Genomic DNA, 21,804 nt, shown 5'->3' with positions numbered 1-21,804 from the left:
GCGGTGGCTTGTCGCGGTCTCGGGCACCCGGCGCTCCGTCACTCGCGCTCGAGATTGGCGGCGATCCGGGCCAGTACGTCATTGGCGGCGAGGAATTCGGCTTCGGTTATGCCGACCAGGGACCTCGCGGCATGTGCGTTCACGAGCTTTTCGGCCCGCTCGTGCGCGAAGTGCCCGCTGTCGGTAAGGGCGATCTGTTCGCCGGTGGCCGCGGCCCAGCCGCGTCCGATGAAATCGTCGACCACGGGCTGATAGGTCTCTTCGCCGTCGATGGCCAGGAACGGAGCGAAGGCGCTGTCGATTGCGGAAACCGTGGGAAGTCCGATGCTGATGGCATGCAGCACCTGCCATTGCCTTCGGTTCAGCTCTTCCTCGGTGAGCGCGTGCGCGGTCGCCTCGTCGAAAAGCCGGTGCAGATGGAGCAGCCAATAGCCGAGACGCTTCGTCGTGTTCTGCTGGAGCATGGGAACTCTGCCTGCCTCACTCGATGGTGGACGATTTACGCGGCTGCACCGTCTTGCGCGGAAAGGCCCGCGGGGTGGGGAAGGACCCAGTAGAGGGTCAGTTCGATGCGGGAGAAGAGCCATGTACCGTTCTCGCGCACATAGGTGTCGGTGAACTTGCCGGCCACCATGGCGCTGTCGTCGTCGAAGACGACCCGCTCCTCGAAGAAGCTGACTCCGGTGGCCCGGTCCCCGTGCACCTGCACGTCGTGGGCGTGCAGGAACTGCTTGACCAGCAGCCGGGATTCGGGCCTGTCCTGCTGGATGAGGCCCGGCAGCGCGCTGAAGTAGGCGTGGATCGCGGCCTTTCCCGTGGCCTGGCCGAGGTGCGCGTAATCGAGGTGGGAGTCCTGTGCGAACAGGTCCGCGACCCGGTCCCACTGTTCGTCGTTGATGCGGCGCGGCAACTCGGCACGCAGTCGGTTGAGTTCCTGAATATCCTCCAGAACCCGGACCCGCTCACCGAGCGACTTCACGAGGTCGGCGAGTTGCGCGTCTTCCGGATTTTCTGCGTTTCTCGTGTACTGCGGCATGGACGAATGGACCCCTCGGTCGACGGTTCGGTCATCGGGAAGGCTGTCCGGCCATTCGACCTTCGCAGTCGGTACCGGTGCCTCACAAGGGGCGCCGGAAGAGTCTACGGTTCGACCACAGGGTGCTTTGCGGGTTCACTGCGGGCGGGCGTTCGCGAAACGGAAAAGCGCCGCTCACCCGGTGTTCGGGTGAGCGGCGCGGCGCGTTCGGGACGGCTCGGGTCAGGGCGGCTGTTATTGCCCCGAATGGGCCGACCCGAGGGCGGAATGCAGTTCCCTGCGGCCGGAGATCGCGAGCTTGCGGTAAACGCTGGACAGATGGAACTCGACGGTGCGGACGGCGAGGAACAGTGTCTCGGCGATCTCCCGGTTGCTGTATCCCGACCGTGCCAGCTGGCTGATGCGCAGCTCCTGGCTCGTCAGCAGGGGGACGTCCTGCCGGTCGAGCGAGGCTGTGATGCGGTCGAGCCACAGGCCGTTGCGGCTCTCGCGGGCCACCGCGGCGGCGCTCTCCAGCCTGCCGCGCCCCGCGGCCGGGTCGCCGCGCTCGCCGTGCAGGGCGGCGAGGTCGTGCAGGGCGTGGATCAACTCGCCGCGGGCGTGGGCGAGATCGAGCAGATCCACCGCCTCCTCCAGGAGTGCCACGGCGGGTCCGTCGCCGCGGGCCGCCGCGACGGCGTGCAGGGCGAGGCCGATACCTCGGGGCGAACCCCAGGTGCGGGCGGCGGTGAGTTCGTCGTCGGCGAGGGCTGCCGCGAGATCGTGGCGTCCGGTGCCGAGCGCCGCGAAGACGGCGCGTGAACGCCAGGGGATGACGGCGGGGTTGGCGACGTTCCATGTGACGAGCAGCCGGCCGCACGCGGTGAAGTCGTCCAGCGCGTGCTGGAAGTGGCCGGTCGCCATGTGCAGCGAGCCACGGGCCGCGAGGACATGGACGACGTCGGGCATGTCCGGGGCCAGCCGGCCCGCGAGCTCCTGCTGGAGCAGGGTCCGATGGGCGTCGTCGAGGCGGCCGGTCAGGACCTGCGCCTCGACGAGCCAGGCGGCGGCCAGCCGGGAGACGGATTCCGGCATGCCCTGGCCGAGGGCGTCGGCGAGCAGCCCCGCCGCCTTGACGCCGTCCCCTGCGAGCAGGCTGATCCGGGCGCGCAGCAGCGTGAGCATGACCTGGTGCTGGGGTGATCCCAACCACCGCGGGTCGCGGGCCAGTTGGCGGCACTCCTCGTGGGCGGAGGGGAGGTCCCCGGTGTAGAGGAGCGTGAGGATCGCGAGCCACATGCAGTACGCGTGGCCGCGTCGATCCTTCTCCCCGAGGATGCCCTCGACCTGCTCGTGCACGGTGGCCCTGCGGACGCCGAGGTGGGCGAGTTCCAGACTGTGCAGGGACAGGCACACTTCGTCGGGAGGTATTCGCTCGGCGTCGGCCGCGTCGAACCGGCCGGGTATGTAGATCGCCGAACCCTCGCGGAACAGACCCGCGCCGCCCCGCGTCCCGCCACGTGCTGCGGCCGGGGCCGCAGCGGTTCGGGTCGCCGCGCTGGGCCTCACGCTCGCGGTCGTCTTCATCATCAATTCCCCCTGGCCTGGCTTGTGGAGTCCGTTCTCGTGCCGCAGGTACTCCTGCGTGCGGGCCCTCGGCCACGCCCGGACGGACGTCACCACCTGCTCGGTGACCGGGAGTTGAACGAACGATCCGGTGTGGGGGAGGGCGAGCACCGGCGCCGGACGCGCCTTCACGGGCGCGTTCGATACGTCGGCGTGGCGCGCGGTGCGTTGGAGGAGACAGCCCGGTGCCCGGAGGTGCGGCGGCTGGGGGCGGTCGTCGTTGTCCGCGAGCCTGGCCGTGCCCCTGTGGGGCGGGGCCGGAATGCTTCGTGCCGACCGTACACTCCCGACATTGCTGCCGTGTGAAATGGCCGACCGACCGGTGCGGCTCATTTCTGCCGCCGCAAAACGGTCGCCCGCAGACAAGAGCCGGGGCGGTCTCCGTGGACACTGTCCGAAAAGCGCCGCCCGAGACCGCGCCGCACTGTTGAAACGTGAAGATTGCCACAACCGGGATCCGGTCGCGTCCGAACAGCCGCCGCCGTCCGTGAATTGCGCAGGCCACCCGTGGAATGTTCCGGGAACATCGGTGACAGTTATCGCGGCAAGGCGGCCCGGTATTCGGATACATAGGTAACAGGCATTCAGGAACACCGTCTTTACGTGTGCGTGGACACGGGTGACGGTCATTCGGATACATAGGTGACAGGTGACGGCAGACCAGTGCGCCGCACCGCGGCGGCACCGGTGCGTCGCTACATCGGCCCCCTCCCCGCCGCGACGAGTCCGGCGACCGGCGCGACATGGCGGCGGCTGATCAGCCAGCGGCCGTCCTCCTGCTCGAAGTCGTCCTCCACCAGGCCCACCACGGTCCAGTCGGCGGGCCGGTGGCGACCGTCGGCGGTGCGGGTCGCACTCCAGTGCCAGACGGTGGCATAGGCCTGCACGTGCGGCTTGCCGTCCGTCCACTCGACGATGGTCTGGCCCAGTACGTGGGCGACGGTCGGTTCCCGCTTCCACGGCAGGCTCCGTGACATGAAGGCCGTGAACTCGTCACGTCCGTGGAACCGCTGGACCGGTCCCGGCATCACGTCGTACTCGATCAGCGCGTCCTTCGTGAAGCACTCGACCAGCTGCTCGTACCGGTTGGTGTCCACCAGCCGGAAGAACTTGTAGAAGGTCCGGTAAATCTCCCGTTCCGCGGCGAGGGTGGCGAGGAGATCGTCGTTCGATGACGTCACTTCTTTCCTTTCGGAGGTGCGGTGAGTTCTCGCTCATGATGCCACGGCGACGCCCAACGTCCGGCCGCCGGTGAACTCTTGGGGAATTGCCGCGTGCGCATATTCACGCAGGGCGCTATTGACCGCGTTCCCGGGACATCTGTATGGTTCCCGGCATTCGGCGGTCCGGCATCCGCAGGCAGGAGGTTCATTCACCATGCGGAAGTCGTGTTTCCCCGCCCTCTCGGATCTGCCCGTAGCGGCCCGCCTCTTCTTCGCGCGGCGTCACATCGATCTGGCGCGCGTCGGCTGCGCGGCGTGTCCCGCCGGCTGACCGAGCCACCAACTCTCGTCCCGGCGGCCACTCCCCCGCGGTGACGACTCCCGTACTCCACATCTCCCTCGCGCTGCCGCCCTGTCGGCGCAGTGCCCCTCCCGCATGGAGTTGCGCCCGTGAAGACGTTGCGATCCCGGCCTGCCCGGATGTTCTGGCTGCCCGCCCTGACCCTGACGACCCTGTTCTCCGTCGGCGCCTGTGGCGGCGCCGCGTCCGGCGGCCAGAAGGACGACGCCGGTCCCCCGCGCTCGGGCGGGAATCTGGCCTTCGCCGTGGGCACCGACGCCGGGTGCCTGGACCCGCAGCAGGTCGGCAGCAGCGACACGCTGTACGCGCTGCGGCAGACGGTCGACTCACTCACCGACCAGGACCCGTCCTCCGGCCGTATCGTCCCCTGGCTCGCCCGGAGTTGGCAGGTGAGCGACGACGCGCGGACTTTCACCTTTCGGCTGCGCCCCGGCGCCACGTTCAGCGACGGGGTTCCGGTGGACGCGGCCGCGGTGAAGAAGAACTTCGACGCGATACCCGAGCTCGGCGGCCTCGCCATCCTGGCCCAGGGCCATCTGGCCGGCTACCGCCGGACCGAGGTCGTCGACCGGCACACCGTCAAGGTCACCTTCGACCGGCCCAACGCCCAGTTCCTTCAGGCCACTTCGACGGCGGCGCTCGGCCTGGTGTCACCGGCCGATGCCGCCCGCACCCCTCAGCGGCGATGCACCGACGGTGTGCACGGCTCGGGCCCGTTCACGGTCTCGCGCTACCGCCCCAACCAGTCCCTCGTCCTGAAGAAGCGCGCCACGTACGACTGGGGGCCGGCGCGATGGACGAAGAAGGGCGCGGCGTACCTCGACACCGTGACGTTCGACGTCGTCGCCGAACCGGGGGTGCGCACCGGGAGCCTGGGCTCCGGGCAGGCCGATGTGATCGGCGGCATCCGCCGCCAGGACGAGGTGGCCCTGCGCCGTTCGGGATCGGCGGTCGTACGGCGCGCCAACCCGGGCGTGGTGCTCAACCTGGGCTTCAACAACGGCCGCCCGCTCACCCGTGACGTCCGCGTGCGGCAGGCGGCGCAGGTCGCGGTCAACCGTAAGGAGATCACCGCCGCGGTCTTCCCCTCCGGCACCCGGCCCGCGACGAGTGTGCTGTCCCGTACGACGCCGGGCCACGCGAACCTGGCAGCCGATCTCGACTTCGACCCGGCACGGGCGAAGTCCCTGCTTCAGGACGCGGGTTGGCGCGAGGGCGGCGACGGCATCCGCCGCAAGGGCGGGCATCGGCTGAGCCTGACCGTGGTGTCGTTCAGCACGGCCGGGGCCCAGCGCACCGCTCTCGAACTGGTGCAGCAGCAGCTGAAGGACGTCGGCATCGAGCTGACCGTCCGGCAGCTCCAGGTACCGCAGTTCCCGCAGACCATACGGGCCGGGAAGTACGACGCCCTGTGGGGCGGTGACCTCACCCGGGCCGACCCCGACAGCCTGCGCACCCTCTACTCCACGCGTCTCGTGAACTCCTACCGCCTCCCGGACGGCGCCGGGCTCGACTCCCTGCTGGACCGGCAGGCAACCACCCTCGCCCCCGAGAAGCGCGACGGCTTCGTGTCGCAGGCACAGAAGTTGATTGTCCGTCAGGCGTACGTCGTACCCATCGCCGACCAGGAAACGCTGATCGGCACCTCACGCCAGGTGCACGGACTGACCATCGGCGCCTCGGGCGGCGTACAGCTGCACGACACATGGAAGCGCTGAGGCACCGGCCGGGCGGGATCGGGATCGTACGGAACATGGGGAGAGCGAGATGAGACGGTACGTGGCCTGGCGTCTGGCCCAGACGGCCGGCGTGCTGTGGGGGGCGTACACGCTGACCTTCTTCCTGCTGGACCTGCTGCCCGGCGACCCGGTCGCCGCGATGGCGGGGACCGGGTCGAACTCCGGACCCGTGGATCAGCGGCGGCTCGACGAACTGCGGGCGCGGTACGGCTTCGACGAGCCGGTCCTGGTCCGGTACGCGAGTTCGCTCGGCCGTGCGCTGCACGGTGACTTCGGCGACTCCCTCGCGACCGGCCGGCCGGTGACGGGCATCCTCGCGGACGCACTGCCCCCGACCCTCCAACTGACGTGTGTGGCCCTGCCGTTGGCGGCACTGCTCGGCGGCGGGCTCGCCCTGGCCGCGACACCCGTACGGCGACGCCGGCTGCGCAATCTGCTGCTCTCGGTGCCCGCCGTGGGCATCAGCCTGCCCTCGTTCTGGGTCGGCCTGATGCTCGTCCAGCTGTTCGCGTTCCGGGTCCCCCTGTTCCCCGCGTTCGGCGACGACAGTCCGGCCGGGCTCGTGCTGCCCTCCGTCACCCTGGCGCTTCCCGCGGCGGTGCTCGTGGCGCAGGTGCTCTCCAAGAGCCTGCTCACCGAGCTCGGCACGTCGTACGTGCACACCGCGCGGGCCAAGGGCGCGGGGCGGGCCCGCGTGCAGTTCCATCACGCGCTGCGCAACGCGTCGCTTCCCGCGCTCACGGTGGTCGGGGTGCTCGCGGGGCAGCTGACGGCCAACGCCGTCGTCGTCGAGAACGTCTTCTCGCGGCACGGTCTGGGCCGTGTCACCACGGACGCCGTCACCGTCCAGGACGTGCCGGTGGTGCAGGGCGTCGTGGTGTTCGGCGCGCTGGTCTTCGTGCTCGTCAATCTCCTGGTCGACCTGGTGTATCCGCTGCTGGACCGGCGCATCGCCGTCTCCGTACGAAGGAGCCCCGCGTGAGTCCGGACACCGAGGCGGTGAGCGCGCGGGAGCAACGGGACCTCGCGCCGCCGCTCCCCCTCGCTGGGCGCGGGCACGGCGCCGGCGGCCTGCGTCTGCTGCGTTTCCTGGTGCGCCGCCCGGGGCTCGTACTGGCCCTGCTCGTGGTGGTGGCGCTGGTGGTCGCCGCGTTCTGGCCCGAGGTGTTCACCGGCCGTGATCCATTGCGCGGCGCACCCGCGGAGATACTCCAACCGCCCAGCGCCACGCACTGGTTCGGCACCGACGAGCTGGGCCGTGACCTCTTCGCGCGGGTGGTACACGGTGCGCGGGTCTCGCTGCGCGCGACGCTGGTCGCCGTGGCCGTCGCGTTCGTCGTGGGCGGCGGGCTCGGGCTCGTCGCCGGATTCGTCGGAGGGCCGGTCGAGAGCGTGCTGATGCGGATCGTCGACGTACTCCTCGCCGTGCCCGGCCTGTTCCTCTCACTCGCCGTGGTGACGGCGCTCGGCCGGGGCACAGTGCCGGTGGCGCTGGCGGTCGGGGTGGCCGGTGTGGCCGGGTTCGCCCGGGTCACGCGCGCGGAGGTGCTGCGGGTGCGGCACGCCGAGTACGTGGAGGCGGCCCGCCTCGGCGGGGCGCGGTGGTACTCCGTCCTGGCCCGCCACGTGGTGCGGAACGCTGCCGGGCCCGTACTGGTCCTGGCCGTTCTCGACCTCGGCACGGCCGTCCTGTCCGTGGCGTCGCTGAGCTTCCTCGGCTACGGAGCGCCGCCGCCCGCGCCCGAGTGGGGCACCCTCATCGCCGACGGCCGTGACTATCTGTCCGACGCGTGGTGGATGTCGACGATCGCCGGTCTCGTCGTCGCCGCGTTCGTCCTGTCCACCCATCGCATCTCCCGTGCGCTGGGCGGCGAATGGGAGGAGAGCCGATGACCACGGTGCGCGAGAGCGACGGCGTGCGGACGGACTCGGCCCTGCTGTCGGTGCGCGGTCTGACGGTCTCCTACCGGAGTCGCGCCGGCCGGGTGGAAGCCGCGCGGGGCGTGGATCTCGACATCGCGGCCGGGGAGATCGTCGCGCTCGTCGGCGAGTCCGGGTCGGGCAAGAGCAGTACGGCGCACGCGATCACCGGGCTGCTGCCGCCCGGCGGCCGGGTCGACGCCGGACGGGTCACGTTCGGCGGGCGTGAGCTGACCGGCCTGGTGGATCGGGAGCTGCGGGCGTTGCGCGGCGCTCAGATCGGCCTGGTCCCGCAGGATCCGGCCGTCTCCCTCAATCCGGTGCGGCGCGTGGGGACGCAGGTCGCCGAGGTGCTGCGCATCCACCGTCTCGCGTCCCGGAGTGACGCGCGCGAACGGGCCGTCGAGCTGCTCGATCTCGTCGGGCTGCCCGATGCGCGCACGCAGGCCCGACGCCATCCTCATGAGCTGTCGGGCGGGATGCGGCAGCGTGTCCTCATCGCGATCGCGATGGCGGCGGGCCCACGTCTGATCGTCGCCGACGAGCCCACCAGCGCCCTCGATGTCACCGTGCAGCAGGGCATTCTCGACCACTTTCAGTTCTTGGCCAGGGACACCGGGACCGCGGTGCTGCTCGTCACGCACGATCTCGGCGTCGCCGCCGACCGGGCCGACCGGATCGCGGTCATGGCGGACGGACGGATCGTCGAACAGGGCCCGACCGCGCAGATCCTGACCGCACCGGCCGCCGCCCGCACGCGCCGCCTTCTCGACGCCACACCCCGGTGGGACGTCCGACCCGCCCTGAAGCCGGTGTCGCCCGCCGCCGACGATGTGACGCCGCTGCTGGAGGTCGAGCACCTCACCAAGGACTTCCCGCTGCCCCGCTCCGGCACCGGGCCGCGCACCGTCCGCGCCGTCGACGACGTCGCACTGACGCTGCGCCGCGGCGAGACCCTGGCGCTGGTCGGCGAATCGGGCTCCGGCAAGACGACGACGGCCCGGCTGATCCTGCGCCTGCTCGCGCCGACCGCCGGCCGGATCCGGGTGGACGGCGACGATGTCACCGAGGCCACCGGCGGCAGGCTGCGCGCGCTTCGCCGGCGCATCCAGCTGATCCACCAGAATCCGTACGCCTCCCTGGACCCGCGCCAGGACATCGCCGACATCGTGGCCGAACCGCTGCGCGCCTTCCGGGTGGGCGACCGCGCGTCCAGGGCGGGCCGGGTCCGCGACCTGCTGGACCGCGTCGCCCTGCCTTCCGACGCAGGGGCACGTCGGCCCGCCGAGCTCTCGGGCGGGCAGCGCCAGCGCGTGGCGATCGCCCGCGCACTGGCCCTCTCCCCCGAGCTGGTGATCTGCGACGAACCGGTGTCGGCGCTGGACGTCGCGGTGCAGGCGCAGATCCTCGACCTGCTCACCACGCTCCAAGGGGAGACCGGTGTGGCATACCTGTTCGTCTCGCACGACCTCGCCGTGGTGCGCCGGATCGCCCATCGCGTCGCCGTACTGCGCTCGGGCCGGCTGGTCGAGTCGGGGCCGACCGGGGACGTGTTCGCCGCGCCCTCCCATCCGTACACCCGTGCCCTGCTGGACGCCGTGCCGGGCCGCGCCCGGACCCCGTGAGAGGAGACCGACGTGCGCATCCTGGTGGCCGAGGACACCCGGGCGGCGGGCTGGTCGCCGGTGGGCGATCTGCGGCGCAACGGGCACCGGACCGTCGTCGTCGGCACCGGGCACGCCGCCGTCACGGCCTGCCGGCAGGCGGACCTGGTCCTGCTCGACCTGCGGCTCCCGGACCTGGACGGCCTGGAGGTGTGCCGCCGGATCCGGGAGACCACACGGGTCCCGGTCATCGCCCTCACCGACGCGGCGACCGGCATCGAGCGGGTCCTGGCGCTGCGCGCGGGAGCCGACGACTGCCTCGACAAGCCCTGTACGTTCCAGGAACTCCTCGCCCGTATCGAGGCGTTGGCCCGCAGGTCCGGCCCCGGCGCGGGCCCGCTCCCTGCCGTCGGCCCCATGACACTGGGCCCGTTGCACATCGACACCGGGGCCCGCGAGGTACGTGTGTCCGGGGCTCCGGTGGCGCTCACCCGCAAGGAGTTCGACCTGCTGCACGGTCTGGCCCGGCACGCCGGTTCGGTGGTCGGCCGGCAGCACCTCATGCGGGAGGTCTGGAGGCTGGACGAGGGTGTCGGAGTGCGGGCCTCGCGCACGCTCGACACCCATGTCAGTTCGCTGCGACGTAAGTTGGGGCACGGCGAGTGGATCCGCTCCGCGCGAGGCGTCGGGTTCCAGCTCGCCCTCGAACCCACCGGCGCCGCGGCTGCCGCACGTCCCCGGACGTCACCGCCGCGCGGCGTACTGGTCGCCGTGTCCGACGCCGACACGCGCACGGCTCTGGTCTCGCAGTTGCGCCGGCACGGCTGTCACGCCCGCGCCTGTGGCACCGGGGCCGAGGCGCTGGCCGTGCACGAGGCGTTCGATCTGCTGCTGGTGAACGCCCAGTTGCCGGACATGGACGGCGTCGAGGTGTGCCGGAGGGTACGGGCCGTGGGTGACATGCCCGTCATCGCGATCACCGCGCCCGGCCGGACGCTCGACCGGATCCTGTTCCTGCGGGCGGGCGCCGACGACTGCGTCGCCCACCAGGACGATCCGCGGGAGCTGTTGGCCCGCGCCGAGGCCGTGCTGCGCCGGGCCCGGTCCGATCGCCCGCGTCCGCGCGGTTCCGCGCTGCGCCGGGGGCGGCTACGGCTGGACACGACGACCGGGGGCGTGCGCTTCGCCGACCGGGCGGTCCGGTTGACGCGCAAGGAGTTCGAGCTGCTGCACCGGCTGGCGTCGGAGCCGCGGACGGTGCACGCGCGGGCGCGGCTCATCGCCGACATCTGGGGCGCGGGGGCGGGCTGTCCCGGCTCAGGACCCGGCTCCGGGCCCGGCTCAAGGCCCGGCTCAGGGCGCACGCTCGACACGCATGTCAGCGCGGTCCGGTCCAAGATCGGTCTGCCGGGGCTCATCGTCACCGTGCGGGGGGTGGGGTTCAGGTTCGGCGAGGCCTGAGCAATCACGTGCGGGGTCGAGGGACTCGGCCTTCGCACTGCCCCGTACCGCCGCGCACACCGCCGCCACCCCTGCCGCTCCCAGGGACAGCAGTCCCCCGGCGAGGAACCCGGAGCGCGCCCCCGCCTGTTCGCTGAGCCGTGCCACCAGCAGGGCGCCCACCGGCGTCGAGCCTTGCAGGATGAGTGTGTAGAGGCCAAGGACGCGTCCCCGGTAGCGAGGGTCACTGCCCAACTGGATGCGGTGGTTGGCGGCCTGGGCGAAGTGGGTGGTGGCGAATCCGGTGAGGAACAGCAGGGCGATGGCGGCCGGATAGGTGGGTGCCCAGCCGGTCGCCGCCTCCGCCGCTCCGAACACCGCCGCCGATCCGATCACCAGTCGCTGCGAGGGCCGTCCGCGCCGCAGTGTCCCCGAGAACGCCGCCGCCAGGGAGCCGGCGGCGAAGGCCGCGGTGACCAGGCCGAAGGACGAGGCATCGGCGTGGAACACGGTCTTCGCCAGGAGCGGCAGCGTGAGCTGGAAGTTCATGCCGAACACCGCCACCGCCGCGACCAGCGCCAGCGGTACGAGGAGACCGGGGCGGCGCGTCACGTACCGCAGTCCGTCGCGGACCCCCGACTTGTCCGGCCCGCGCGCGGTGCGCCGTATCCGGGCCGGGTCCATCAGCCGCAGCGCCACCACCGTCGCCAGATAGCTGAGGCCGTTCAGGAGCATCACCCAGCCCGTGCCGACGACGCTGATGAGCAGTCCCGCTCCGGCGGGGCCCACGATCCGGGCGACGTTGAAATAGGCGGCGCTCAACGCCGAGGCGTTCGGCAGGAGTTCGGGGCCGACCAGTTCGCCCACGAAGGACATCCGGGTCGGGATCTCCACAGCGTTCACCAGACCGAGGGCGAAGGCGAACCCGTACACGCTCCACAATCGGGCCGAGCCCGTGAGCACCAGCACGGCAAGGGTCAGGGCCAGAGCGCCCGATGCCAGGTTCGCGGCCATCAGCAGCCGGCGTTTGTCGAACCGGTCGGCGAGCCGGCCGCCGTGCAACGTGAGCAGCAGCACGGGCGCGAACTGGAGCGCGGTCACCGTACCGAGGGCGGTACTGGAGTCGTCGGTCATGCCGAGGACGAGCCAGTCCTGGGAGACGACCATCATCCAGGTGCCCGCGACCGACACGATCTGGCCGATGACGAAGAGCCGGAAGTTGCGGGAGGACCGCAGGGAGGCCACCGCCCGGGCAGCGGTCGACATCACGACGCGGAGCCCGGAGCGGCACCGACGGACGGTCCTGAGAGTTCCCTCATGCGGAGCGATTCCTCCAGGAAGGCGAGGGCGCGCAGGTGGTACGTGCGGGCGGCCAGGCCGAGGCTGATGTTGTGACCGGCTCCCGGCAGCCGGTCCAGGACGACGCGGGGCGCGCCGGCCAGCCGCTCCCGGAGATCGGCCAGGTCCTCGTCGGTGTGCCGCCACCACGCCTCGTACTCGGCGAAGGTCAGCCGCACCGGCACCCGGATCCGGGGCAGCAGTTCCTCGCTGCGCCGCTCCCAGTCCGCCACGCCTTCCACCTCCCGGGGCGGCATGGGTGTCACGATGCGCGCGCTGGATCCGACGGCGCCGGGCGGATACAGCCGCGAGGGGCCCCAGTTGAGGTGTCGTCCGCGCAGCCCGCGAGTACCGCCCGCCGAGTCGTTCAGGTCGGCGGCCGGACGGCGCCCGCACCCCGACACGTCCACGGCGAGCACGGGATCCGGGGCGGGCGCGGCGACGACGCTCAGGGCGAGTTTGCCGCCGTAGGAGTGCCCGAGCAGCAGCACGCCCGCCCCGGTGGCGCGCTCGGCGGCGAAGGCCGCGATCGCCGAACGGACCGACACCGCCTGCTCGTCGAGGCTCCTGCCGTCCGGGAAGCGCTCTGCGGAGCGCCCGTAGCCGGGCCGGTCGAGGGCGAGGACGGTGTAGCCCAGGCGGGCCCCGAGGGTGAGCAGGGACAGATCGGGGTGGGCCGTGCTGTCGAAGTATCCGGCCCGCATGCCGCCGCCGTGCAGGGCGACGACCGCGGCCCGCGGGGGCCCGCCGGACGGTTCGGCCAGGAGCGCGGACAGCGGGCCGTCCGCGGAGTCGAGCGTGACGGCCCGTACGCCGCGGGACGCCGTCCCGGCCATGGTGGTTTCGCGCACGCCCGTCCCCCGCCTCACGCCGACCACTCGGAAGTGCCGAAGTCCACCGACCGGAACGGCGCCGTCGCTGCCATCAAGTCCGCCCCTTCGGCGTCGGATCCGTAGACCGCTCGCACGGGAACCGTTCGTTGCGTGACCCGGTGGTCGTGGCGCGTGCGGACAGCGACGGCCGCGACGGCGTCCCGGGCAGCAGCGCCTTCCCCGGCTTCCCCCAGATCGCGCACGAGCCATTCGCCCACCGCTCCGGCCAGGCGTCCACGGCCGCCGAGATAGTCGGCGTCGAGCCTGCGGGCCAGGCCGAATCCGAGCCCTTTCAGGTACGCCTCCTTACGGGCCCACACGCGGGCGAAGGCCAACGCCCTTTCACCCGCCGGGAGTTCGGACATCTCGGCCCACTCCTGCGGGTGCAGTCGATGCCCGCACAGCTCCATGGTCTCCAGCGACGGAACGGTCTGGACATCGACACCGACCGGCTCCCTCGCCACGGCCACCATCGCCAGATCCCCGCTGTGCGACAGCGAGAAGTGGGGCGCGCCCTCGGCGTCCCGCACCTCCGGCCGCCCATGCGGCCCGCGGCAGCGCGGGCAGTCGGCCCGGCCGAACCGGACGGCCCCCGGCTCCAGACCCAGATAGAGCGCCAGTACGCGGCGCAGCACGACATGAGCGGCGACGTAGCGGAGCCGGTCGCGGGGACGCAGGAATCCGGAGGCGCGGTGCCGTTCGCGCCGGTCGAGTTCCGCCAGGACGTGGCTCGGCGGCTCCTGCCCGGGGCCGGGGACGCGCAGAGTCCAGATGTGCGTCTCACGGAGGCCGAGGGACAGGAGAGCCGTCGCGGGAGGTGGGTCAGGAGGTGCCTGCCGATGGCCGCCGAGCAGTTCGCGCACAGTGCCCCTCCCCCGACCGCCACCGGACGCGATCCCCACGGACTCAAGGCATCACGGACTGACGGGAACCGGCGCAGTACCGGACCCACCCCAAGCCTCCAGGTCCGCGGGCCGGCCCTTCAACACCGCCCGGTGGAAATCCTCACGCGCAGATACAGGCGCGGGTCAGAAAGGTTCGGGCCACGTCAAGCAGTGTCAGGGGAACGTCAATTCAGGCACCCTTCGGAGCCGACCGCCTCACGGTCCGGAGCATCACCTGTCGCCGCAGGCCCAATCGCCCTTGGAAATCCGGGCACGTTCACGCCTGAGCTGATAGTTCTCGTCAAGCAGCCGATGGCTTTCCTCGATCAACACATGGGCTGTCCGCCACAGTTCACGGGCGTACTCGCACGTGTTCGCCGGATGTTCCTGCCGGGCTCCGCGCCATGCTTCCTCCGCCATGAGGATCGGCTTCCCGAATCCGATGCCGCCATGTCCGCATCAGCCGCAAGACCGCCGGCCCGCTGACCTCATGGGCGGCGGGCGCGCAGGCCGGCGGGCGCGAAGACGCTCAGTCGGCGCTGGTGACGCCGAGGGAGAAGTTGTAGTTCCCCACGCCGTGGCGCCCCAGCCCCATCATCAGCACGCCCGCTCCCTCCAGCCACTGCGCCATCGTCAGGTCGCCGGTGTCCATCGGGCGCAGTCCGATGCTCTCGATGAACGCTGACGTGCTCGCCTTGGCCTGCGCGTCGTCACCGGCAATGAGCGCATCCAGCGGGTGCCCCTGGGCCAGGACGTGGCCGAAGACGGTGTTGAACGCCTTGACGACGTGAGCGCTCGCTGGGGCAGCCTTGGCGATCTCCTGTGCGGCGGAGGTGCCGTCAGGGGTGGCAACTCCCGTGGCACTGGGGTTGAAGGGGTTCGTGATGTCGACGATGACCTTGCCGGCCAGTGCGTCCCCGTACAGGCTGACGAGCGGCACGGCGCTGTCGTAGGGCACGGCGAGGATCACGATGTCTCCGGCCGGGACCGCGCCGACCGTTCCCGCTGTGGCGCCGCGGCCGAGCGCGTCGGCCACGTTCGCGGCTTTGGCAGCGTCACGGCCGATGACCTCGACGGTGTTGGCGCCGTGCAGGACCAGCGCGCGCTCCACCGTCGACGTGGAAGGTCTTGTCGGTGACGTACGGGTTGACCAACAACGCGCAGGCGGCAGCCGAGACGTCGGAGGGATCCCCAAACACGGCGTGCCTGCGCGTCCGCGATCAACCGCATGCCAGAACGGTCGAGAGCCCGCGGTCACTACGGTGCCGGTGCGCCCGCGGCGCACCGGCTGGAGTTCACATCAGTTCCATGAGGACGTCGGCCCGGGCGTAATAGTCGGCCACAGGAAGACGGTCGCGGGTGATCCTGACGAACCCCGCCTCCTCGTACAGGTGGATGGCGGGGGCCAGCTTGGTGTTTGTGCCGAGGAACAGCCGTGTCCCACCGAGCTCCCGGACTCGGTCGATCGCCGCGGCGATGAGCCGGCGGCCGATGCCTCGCCCCCGCGTGTACATACTCGCAAGCCCCGACACGTCCATCGACGACTACATCCAGGCCGAACAGGGCGTCGAACGCCTCCGTGACGCATTCGCCGAGTACTTCCAGCAGTACGACGTCCTCCTGCTCCCCGCCCTGCCCATCCCTGCCCACGAGCACGGGCTCTCCCGGTTCACCATCAACGGCCGGACGGTGAAGGCCGCCCACATCCAGACAGCGACCATTCCGTTCAACCTGACCGGACTCCCGGCGCTGTCCATGCGGTTCGGCACCAGCAGCGACGGCATGCCGATCGGTGTGCAGCTGGCAGCGAACTGGCACTCCGAGTCGACGATCCTGCACATCGCCTCGCTGTTGGAGTCGCTCAGCCCGGTCCGCGGCCGGCACCCCACGATCTGACAAGCACGAAGGGGCGCGGCCGCGTTCGCCGCTCCGCGCGCGCGACCAATTCAGCGATGACTCGCAGGGCGGCGTTCTGCTTCAGCACTGCCGCTCTCCGTATTGGTCAGGATTGCGCTCGCGACCACTTCGAAGAGGTGGTCGGCGCGGGGCGCGAGCGAGGGCTGGTCGCCGAGCCAGGCGAGCGCAGCCACCAGCGCGAACAGATCGGTGCCGTCAAGGTCGGTCCGGGCCGCGCCGGCGGCCTGGGCGCGTGTGAGGAGCCGCGCGCCGGCCGCGCGCAGGGTGACACACGAGGCGTGGAGCGCGGATTCGCTGTCCTCGATGGCCGCTGCCATCAGCACGGTCACGCCCCGGTACTCGGTCGTCCACGCGACACAGTCGCGCAGCCACGAGACGAGCGCGGCTTTAGGTTCGCTCACCCTCTCCAGCTCGTCCGCCTTTGCCGTCAACTCGTCGAAGCTCGTGCGCAGCAGGGCATCGAGCAGCGCCTCGCGGGTCGGGAAGTGCCGCAGCAGCGTGGCGAGGCCGACGTCCGCCCTGCGTGCGATGTCGCGCAGTGACACGTCGACGCCTTGCTCGGCGATGGCGGCGCCCGCTACGGCGAGCAACTGGTCACGGTTCTTCCTGGCGTCGGCCCGCATGTGCCCCTCTTGACTATCCGGATCAGTGGTCCATATATTCGGATCAGTGGTTCATTTATGTGGGTCACTGATCCGAATAAGCGTATCCCGCAACCCGGGCAGGGGAAGAAGATGTCGACACACACGATGCGGGCGGTCCGGCTCCATGAGCACGGCGGCCCCGAAGTTCTGCGTTACGACGAGGTTCAGATCCCTGATCCCGGGCCGGGTGAGGTGCTCGTCCGCGTGCACGCCATCGGCGTCAATCCTCCGGACTGGTACCTGCGCGGCGGGCTGACCACGATGCCCGGAGAGCCGGACTCGACGGTCAGCCTGCCGGTGATTCCGGGGACGGACGTGTCGGGCGTCGTCAAAGCCGTCGCCGCGGACGTGCACGGCCTCGCCGTGGGCGACGAAGTCTTCGGCCTCCTGCGCTTTCCCAGCTTCAACGGCAGCGCATACGCCGAATACGTCGCCGCCCCCGCGTCGGACCTCGCACGCAAACCGGCCGGCATCGACCACGTGCACGCCGCCGGTGCACCCATGGTCGGCCTCACCGCGTGGCAGTACCTGATCGAGGTCGGCCACGATCGCCCTTCGCCCTTCCAGCCGACGAAGCACCGCCCGGTGCCACTCGACGCCAACACGACCGTGCTCATCAACGGCGCGGCGGGCGGCGTCGGGCACTTCGCGCTGCAGCTCGCGAATGGCAGGGCGCGCAGGTCATCGCGGTGGCATCCGGCGCCCATGAATCGTTCCTGAAGGGTCTCGGCGCCGACCGGTTCATCGACTACACCAAGAGCCGTCCCGAGGAACTTGCACACGACGTCGACCTCGTTCTGGACACCGTCGGCGGCCCCCACAGCAATCGCTTCCTGCGCACACTCAAGCGCGGTGGCGCCCAATTCCCCGTATTTCCCGGGGACTTCGACGCAGAAGAAACCGCGAAGCTCGACGTCACGGTCTCGGTCGCCCAGGTCCGCTCGAACGGCACGCAGCTCGCCGAACTGGGCCGCCTGCTCGACGCGGGCACGGTCCGCACCGCAATCGACAGCACGTTCACACTCGCCGATGCCCGAGCCGCACACGAACGCGCCGCGCGGGGGCACATCCGCGGCAAGATCGTGCTCACGGTCGCCTAGGACGGGGGCGCGGTCGGCGGATCACAAGAGACTGCTCCGGCTCAGACCGTAGTCACCGCCGCTCAGCCGCAGTTGGTCCCGTCCGCGCCGGGTTCAGGAGGGCGGGCGTGGTGTGTCGTCCGGAGGGTCGTTCCGTGCGAGCTGGGTCCGTACATCGCGAGGCACGCTCATGCCGTGGCTGCGCAGGTCGCCGATGAAACGTGCGACGAGCGGGTCCGGTTCCGTGGATGTCACCGCCACCAGTTGCCTGACCCAGCGCGGAGAGAACGATCGCACCGCTCCCGGAAAGCCGTGGCTGACCGCGCTCACGGGACACACGGCGATTCCCAGTCCGGCAGCCGCGAGTTGCGGCGCCGTCGCGGTCACCGATGTCCTCATCACCGTCTCCGGGTGGACGCCCGCACGCGCGAAGGACTGGTCGAGCCAGGCACCGAGGCCGTTGTCCGGTGCGAAGTGAACGAGCGGCGCGCCTTCAAGATCCTCAAGGCGTACGTGCGACTGCCGGGCCAGCGGATGGTCGGCCGGGGCCGCCAACACGATCTCCTCCTCCGCGAGGGCGGTGACCGTGAACCGGCCGGCCGAGGGAGCGGTCAACACCGCCACATCGACTTCGTCGGAGTCGACGAGGCCGAGTGCCTCGTCCATCGCCGTGGACTCGCGCAGCGTGATCGCGACCTCCGGATAGCGGCGATGCCACTGACGGATGACAGCCGCGAGCAGCGGAACCGTCAGGCTCTGCGCACAGACCAACCGCAGGACACCGCCCGCCGCTTGACCCGCCGCACGCGCCGAACGCACCGCGGAAGCGGCCGCTTCGATCGCTCGTCTGGCATCCGCGACGGCGGCGCGCCCCGCAGACGTGAGCTTGACCCCACGCGGCTCGCGGCGCAGCAGGACTGTCCGGGTCTCGCGTTCCAGCGAAGCAAGCTGATGAGAGACAGCGGGTTGCGACGAGTGCAGCAGCTGCGCGGCCTGCGTGATCGACCCGGTGTCCGCGACGGCGACAAGGCACTCCAGTGCCCGCAGAGAAGCCATCCATAAATTTTATCGCAGACCCTCGAAGCATGACTGTCATTGAGGGAAGCCGTCAGGATCCCTGGTTGCTCTAGCCCACGAGACCTTCTCGCCCAGGACCGGCGAAGGGGCTCGCACACAGAGCGAAGGAGAGATTCATGGCTAAGGCATTCGTTACCGGCGGTTCCGGGTTCATCGGCCAGGTGCTGGTACGTCGGCTCCTCGGCGCCGGGCACTCGGTGGGTGTTCTGGTTCGAAGCGAGGCATCGGCCGCGAAGGTCTCGGCGCTGGGCGCGGAGCCCGTACGGGGCGAGTTGACCGACCCGCTCACGTGGCGGAACGAACTGACAGGCAGTGATGTGGTGTTCCACCTCGCCGCCGAGACGGATGTCACCGCCGATCGTGAGCGCCAGGAGCTGGTGACGGTTCGCGGCACCCAGGCAGCCGTCGATGCCGCCCGCTACGCGCAGGTTCCGCGTTTCGTCCACTGCGGGAGCGAAGCCGCGCTTCTCGCCGGTGCCCCGCTCGTGGACGTCGACGAGACCGCGCCGCTGCGGCCCGACTCGGAAGCCGCCTACAGCGCCGTGAAGGCCGTGGCCGAGAAGATCGTGCTCGACGCCAACGCCCCGGGCTTCGCCACGGTGTCGATTCGCCCGCGGTTCGTCTGGGGTCCCGACAGCTTTCTCGTCGAGGGACTGGCCGCGGCGGCGAAGGCGGGACAGTTCGCCTGGATCGACGGGGGTCGGCACACCACCGACGTCACATTCGTCGAGAACGCCGTCAAGGGACTCGTGCTCGGATGGCAGCGCGGCCGGCCGGGTCAGGCCTACTTCATCACTGACCAACACCGCGTCACCCTCCGGGAGTTCCTGGAGACCCAGTTCGAGATCTATGGCGTCGACACCCCGATCCCCGACATGGACGCGGCGACCGCGGCCGACCAGGTCCCCGTTCCCGCTCGATGGTTCCTCGGGCAGCAGTGCACCCTGCGGACGGACAAGGCCGTGGCCGAGCTCGGATACAAGCCCGTTGTCGAGCACGCCGCCGGTCTGGACGCCGTCAGGAACTCGGCGGCCGTCGGCCGGATTCCCATGAGCAGTCCGACCGCATCTTCGACTTCGTGAACACACGACCGCGAGGAAGCGGTCCAACACCTGGAGATTTCCATGTTTGAGGCAATAAATTGGCCGGAGGCCATGGCCCCCAGTCGCTCCCCCATCCATTTCACCAACGAGCTGGAGGTCGAAGCCTCTCCGGAAACAATCTGGTCCCTGCTCGTGGACCCTCGAACCTGGCCCACCTTCTATCCAGGCGTCGGGCATGTCCAGCTACTTGACGGCCATGAGTCGCTGCGACTCGGAACTCGATTCGAAACCAACCTGGCCGGCCAGGACGTCTTCGCGTCCGTGCAGGAGTTCCAGCCTGAGACGCGTATCGCGTGGGGCGGTTACCCCACGGCATCTGAGGCATCCACTGCTTACCACGCCTGGATCATCACACCCACGCCGAACGGCAGTCACCTCTGGACCGAGGAGACGATGCGGGGACCGCTCTGGATCGAATTGGCGAAGCAGGATCCTGAAGTCTTCTGGCGGACGCACGAGGATCTTCTCGCGGCGCTCGCCAAGGTGGCCACCGAGCGCGAGAGCCAAGCCGGTTGACTCGCGAGGCCCATTGATGCGCTCTGCGCTCTGCGCTCTCACCAGAACACCCTGAAAGGAACATCGCCGATGTACGACAAAGTGAATTGGCCGGAACGGTACGACCCGAAGATCTCTGCTCTCTACGCGCTCAATGATATTGACGTGAAGGCGCCGCCTGAAGTGGTGTGGAAGCTGCTCGTCGACGCCGAGAACTGGTCGAACTACTTCCCTCCCGAAGATCGCGTCAAGATCTTGACCGGCGGGTCGGAACTGGCTCTCGGGACCCACTTCAGCCGAGTGACGGTGGGATTCCCCATGACGCTCGATGTGACGGAGTACGAGCCATTCACCAGGCTCTCGTGGGCGACGACAGTCGACGGCGACGAAACGGATTCGAGCGCTTACCACGGCTGGGTCATCACGCCCACGGACAATGGCTGCCACGTATTGACCGAGGAAACACAGCAGGGCTCCTTCTTCGTCGAGGAACTCGGGCGTAAGCATCCTGGTGCGCTCTACCGCTATCACCAGGACTGGGTCGAGCGCCTCGCCCGTGCCGCAGAGGCGGAAGCGGAGACGGAAGCGGAAGCGGCAAAGCCGGCGCCTTGAGCGCATCTCAGGCCATGCTGACGCTCGGCGCGCGCACCGGCCGGCGCAGTGGTGGGTGTGGGCGGGGTCGCTACAACAGGGCGCCGCCGGACACTTCGAGTCGCTGGGCGGTGACCCATCGCAGGTCCTCGGAGGCGAGCGCGGCGATGGCGTCGGCGATCTCCTGCGGTTCGCCGACGCGGCCGAGCGCGGTCTGCGCGCCCAAGCCCTCGCGCATCTGCGCGTCGTCCCGCATGGCGCCGCCGTTGAAGTCGGTGGCGGTCGGTCCCGGCGCGATGGCGTTGACGCGGATCTTGCGCGCCCCCAGCTCCAGGGCCAAGGTCCGGCTGAGGACCTCGACCGCCGCTTTGGAGGCCGCGTACACCGAGGTGCCGGCACTGGTGTGGCGACTGAGGGAGGACGAGACGTTGATGATCCGCCCCCCGTCGGCCAGCACGGGCGCAAGCGCCTGGATGAGGAAGAACGTGCCGCGCACGTTGGTGCCCATCACCGCGTCGTAGTCGTCGAACGTGACCGCTTCCAGCGGTCCGAACAGCCCGATCCCGGCATTGTTGACCAGGACGTCCAGCCGGGTCGCGCCCCAGCGCTCCAGCTGCGCGGCCAGGTGGGAGACGAAGGCGGGAAAGGAGGCCACGTCGCTGATGTCGAGACGCAGTGCGGCGGCCGTGGCGCCGGTGTCCTGAATGCTCTTGACCGTCTCCTCGGCCTCCTGCGCGTCGCCGCGGTGGGTGACGATAACGCACAGCCCGTGCCGGGCCAGCGACTGGGCCGTGGCCCGGCCAAGACCGCGATTGCCGCCGGTCACCAATGCAATCTTTCGTGACTCCATGAGTGCTTCTCCATGCGGGAACGGAACGACACCGGCGGGAGTGCCCCCGCCGACAGGGAGGCGAGTCGTTCGACTCGCCTCCCTCC

The 21,804-nt window shown here is 70.3% G+C and carries 22 protein-coding genes and 1 pseudogene; 10 read left to right on the top strand and 13 right to left on the bottom strand.

Annotated features, from left to right (window positions below; translation table 11 throughout):
- Window positions 1-38: 38 nt before the first annotated feature.
- From OKJ99_RS08360 to OKJ99_RS08345, 4 genes are all read right to left on the bottom strand, one after another.
- Window positions 39-464 carry a hypothetical protein gene (locus OKJ99_RS08360; protein ID WP_326015196.1) on the bottom strand — a complete coding sequence of 142 codons (426 nt, stop codon included), beginning with the start codon at window positions 462-464 and terminating at the stop codon, window positions 39-41.
- Between the two features lie 35 nt (window positions 465-499).
- Entirely contained in the window at window positions 500-1,036 is a 537-nt protein-coding gene (locus OKJ99_RS08355) for a nuclear transport factor 2 family protein (protein ID WP_326015194.1), read from the bottom strand.
- A gap of 234 nt (window positions 1,037-1,270) precedes the next feature.
- A complete protein-coding gene (locus OKJ99_RS08350; RefSeq protein ID WP_326015193.1) occupies window positions 1,271-2,773 on the bottom strand; it encodes a LuxR C-terminal-related transcriptional regulator in 1,503 nt (500 codons plus the stop codon).
- Between the two features lie 563 nt (window positions 2,774-3,336).
- Window positions 3,337-3,822 (bottom strand): nuclear transport factor 2 family protein, encoded by a 486-nt coding sequence (locus OKJ99_RS08345; protein ID WP_326015192.1) that lies wholly within the window; start codon window positions 3,820-3,822, stop codon window positions 3,337-3,339.
- A gap of 432 nt (window positions 3,823-4,254) precedes the next feature.
- Between OKJ99_RS08345 and OKJ99_RS08340 the strand changes: the two genes are divergently transcribed.
- From OKJ99_RS08340 to OKJ99_RS08320, 5 genes are read left to right on the top strand one after another with little or no spacing between them, the layout of a single operon-like run.
- Window positions 4,255-5,883 (top strand): ABC transporter substrate-binding protein, encoded by a 1,629-nt coding sequence (locus OKJ99_RS08340; protein ID WP_326015191.1) that lies wholly within the window; start codon window positions 4,255-4,257, stop codon window positions 5,881-5,883.
- Window positions 5,884-5,932: 49 nt separating this feature from the next.
- Complete coding sequence (locus OKJ99_RS08335) at window positions 5,933-6,886, top strand: ABC transporter permease (protein WP_326015190.1); 954 nt, start codon at window positions 5,933-5,935, stop codon at window positions 6,884-6,886.
- Window positions 6,883-7,797: an ABC transporter permease gene (locus OKJ99_RS08330; protein ID WP_456115182.1), complete on the top strand. Its 915-nt coding sequence runs from the start codon at window positions 6,883-6,885 to the stop codon at window positions 7,795-7,797. The genes OKJ99_RS08335 and OKJ99_RS08330 overlap by 4 nt, the downstream gene beginning before the upstream one ends.
- The gene (locus OKJ99_RS08325) at window positions 7,794-9,449 is read left to right on the top strand and encodes an ABC transporter ATP-binding protein (protein ID WP_326015189.1); all 1,656 of its coding nucleotides are present in this window, start codon (window positions 7,794-7,796) and stop codon (window positions 9,447-9,449) included. The genes OKJ99_RS08330 and OKJ99_RS08325 overlap by 4 nt, the downstream gene beginning before the upstream one ends.
- Before the next feature lie 12 nt (window positions 9,450-9,461).
- Entirely contained in the window at window positions 9,462-10,889 is a 1,428-nt protein-coding gene (locus OKJ99_RS08320; protein ID WP_326015188.1) for a response regulator transcription factor, read from the top strand.
- On the opposite strand, the gene OKJ99_RS08315 is transcribed toward OKJ99_RS08320, so the two are convergent.
- The 6 genes from OKJ99_RS08315 to OKJ99_RS08290 form a co-directional block, all read right to left on the bottom strand.
- On the bottom strand, window positions 10,782-12,134 hold the full coding sequence (locus OKJ99_RS08315) for an MFS transporter (protein WP_326015187.1): 1,353 nt from the start codon (window positions 12,132-12,134) through the stop codon (window positions 10,782-10,784). The genes OKJ99_RS08320 and OKJ99_RS08315 overlap by 108 nt on opposite strands.
- The gene (locus tag OKJ99_RS08310; protein ID WP_326015269.1) at window positions 12,134-13,042 is read right to left on the bottom strand and encodes an alpha/beta hydrolase family protein; all 909 of its coding nucleotides are present in this window, start codon (window positions 13,040-13,042) and stop codon (window positions 12,134-12,136) included. The genes OKJ99_RS08315 and OKJ99_RS08310 overlap by 1 nt, the downstream gene beginning before the upstream one ends.
- A gap of 29 nt (window positions 13,043-13,071) precedes the next feature.
- Window positions 13,072-13,941, bottom strand: coding sequence for a 4'-phosphopantetheinyl transferase family protein (locus OKJ99_RS08305; RefSeq protein WP_326015186.1), 870 nt, complete (start codon window positions 13,939-13,941; stop codon window positions 13,072-13,074).
- Window positions 13,942-14,193: 252 nt separating this feature from the next.
- Entirely contained in the window at window positions 14,194-14,382 is a 189-nt protein-coding gene (locus OKJ99_RS08300) for a hypothetical protein (protein ID WP_326015185.1), read from the bottom strand.
- A gap of 109 nt (window positions 14,383-14,491) precedes the next feature.
- Window positions 14,492-15,073 carry an NADPH-dependent F420 reductase gene (locus OKJ99_RS08295; protein WP_326015183.1) on the bottom strand — a complete coding sequence of 194 codons (582 nt, stop codon included), beginning with the start codon at window positions 15,071-15,073 and terminating at the stop codon, window positions 14,492-14,494.
- Window positions 15,074-15,257: 184 nt separating this feature from the next.
- On the bottom strand, window positions 15,258-15,476 hold the full coding sequence (locus OKJ99_RS08290) for a GNAT family N-acetyltransferase (protein WP_326015182.1): 219 nt from the start codon (window positions 15,474-15,476) through the stop codon (window positions 15,258-15,260).
- Here OKJ99_RS08290 and OKJ99_RS08285 point away from each other — a divergent pair.
- Window positions 15,469-15,858 (top strand): amidase family protein, encoded by a 390-nt coding sequence (locus OKJ99_RS08285; protein ID WP_326015181.1) that lies wholly within the window; start codon window positions 15,469-15,471, stop codon window positions 15,856-15,858. The two genes, OKJ99_RS08290 and OKJ99_RS08285, sit on opposite strands and share 8 nt — an antisense overlap.
- A 50-nt stretch (window positions 15,859-15,908) precedes the next feature.
- On the opposite strand, the gene OKJ99_RS08280 is transcribed toward OKJ99_RS08285, so the two are convergent.
- Window positions 15,909-16,502, bottom strand: coding sequence for a TetR/AcrR family transcriptional regulator (locus OKJ99_RS08280; RefSeq protein WP_326015180.1), 594 nt, complete (start codon window positions 16,500-16,502; stop codon window positions 15,909-15,911).
- Between the two features lie 111 nt (window positions 16,503-16,613).
- On the opposite strand from OKJ99_RS08280, the pseudogene OKJ99_RS08275 reads away from it, so the two are divergent.
- Window positions 16,614-17,623: pseudogene (locus OKJ99_RS08275) on the top strand (NADP-dependent oxidoreductase).
- A 93-nt stretch (window positions 17,624-17,716) separates the two neighbouring features.
- Here OKJ99_RS08275 and OKJ99_RS08270 read toward each other — a convergent pair.
- A complete protein-coding gene (locus OKJ99_RS08270; RefSeq protein WP_326015179.1) occupies window positions 17,717-18,658 on the bottom strand; it encodes a LysR family transcriptional regulator in 942 nt (313 codons plus the stop codon).
- Between the two features lie 137 nt (window positions 18,659-18,795).
- On the opposite strand from OKJ99_RS08270, the gene OKJ99_RS08265 reads away from it, so the two are divergent.
- From OKJ99_RS08265 to OKJ99_RS08255, 3 genes are all read left to right on the top strand, one after another.
- Window positions 18,796-19,761, top strand: a complete 966-nt coding sequence (locus tag OKJ99_RS08265) for an NAD-dependent epimerase/dehydratase family protein (RefSeq protein ID WP_326015178.1) — start codon at window positions 18,796-18,798, stop codon at window positions 19,759-19,761.
- Between the two features lie 42 nt (window positions 19,762-19,803).
- A complete protein-coding gene (locus OKJ99_RS08260) occupies window positions 19,804-20,298 on the top strand; it encodes an SRPBCC domain-containing protein (protein ID WP_326015177.1) in 495 nt (164 codons plus the stop codon).
- 69 nt (window positions 20,299-20,367) lie between these two features.
- Window positions 20,368-20,889, top strand: a complete 522-nt coding sequence (locus tag OKJ99_RS08255) for an SRPBCC domain-containing protein (protein WP_326015176.1) — start codon at window positions 20,368-20,370, stop codon at window positions 20,887-20,889.
- A 70-nt stretch (window positions 20,890-20,959) separates the two neighbouring features.
- On the opposite strand, the gene OKJ99_RS08250 is transcribed toward OKJ99_RS08255, so the two are convergent.
- Window positions 20,960-21,718 carry an SDR family NAD(P)-dependent oxidoreductase gene (locus OKJ99_RS08250; RefSeq protein WP_326015175.1) on the bottom strand — a complete coding sequence of 253 codons (759 nt, stop codon included), beginning with the start codon at window positions 21,716-21,718 and terminating at the stop codon, window positions 20,960-20,962.
- Window positions 21,719-21,804: the final 86 nt, after the last annotated feature.

It is taken from the genome of Streptomyces endophyticus (assembly GCF_035798155.1).
GTDB lineage: Bacteria > Actinomycetota > Actinomycetes > Streptomycetales > Streptomycetaceae > Streptomyces > Streptomyces endophyticus.
Note: the sequence above shows the minus strand (reverse complement) of the source record. Positions and strands in the feature narration are given on the sequence as shown.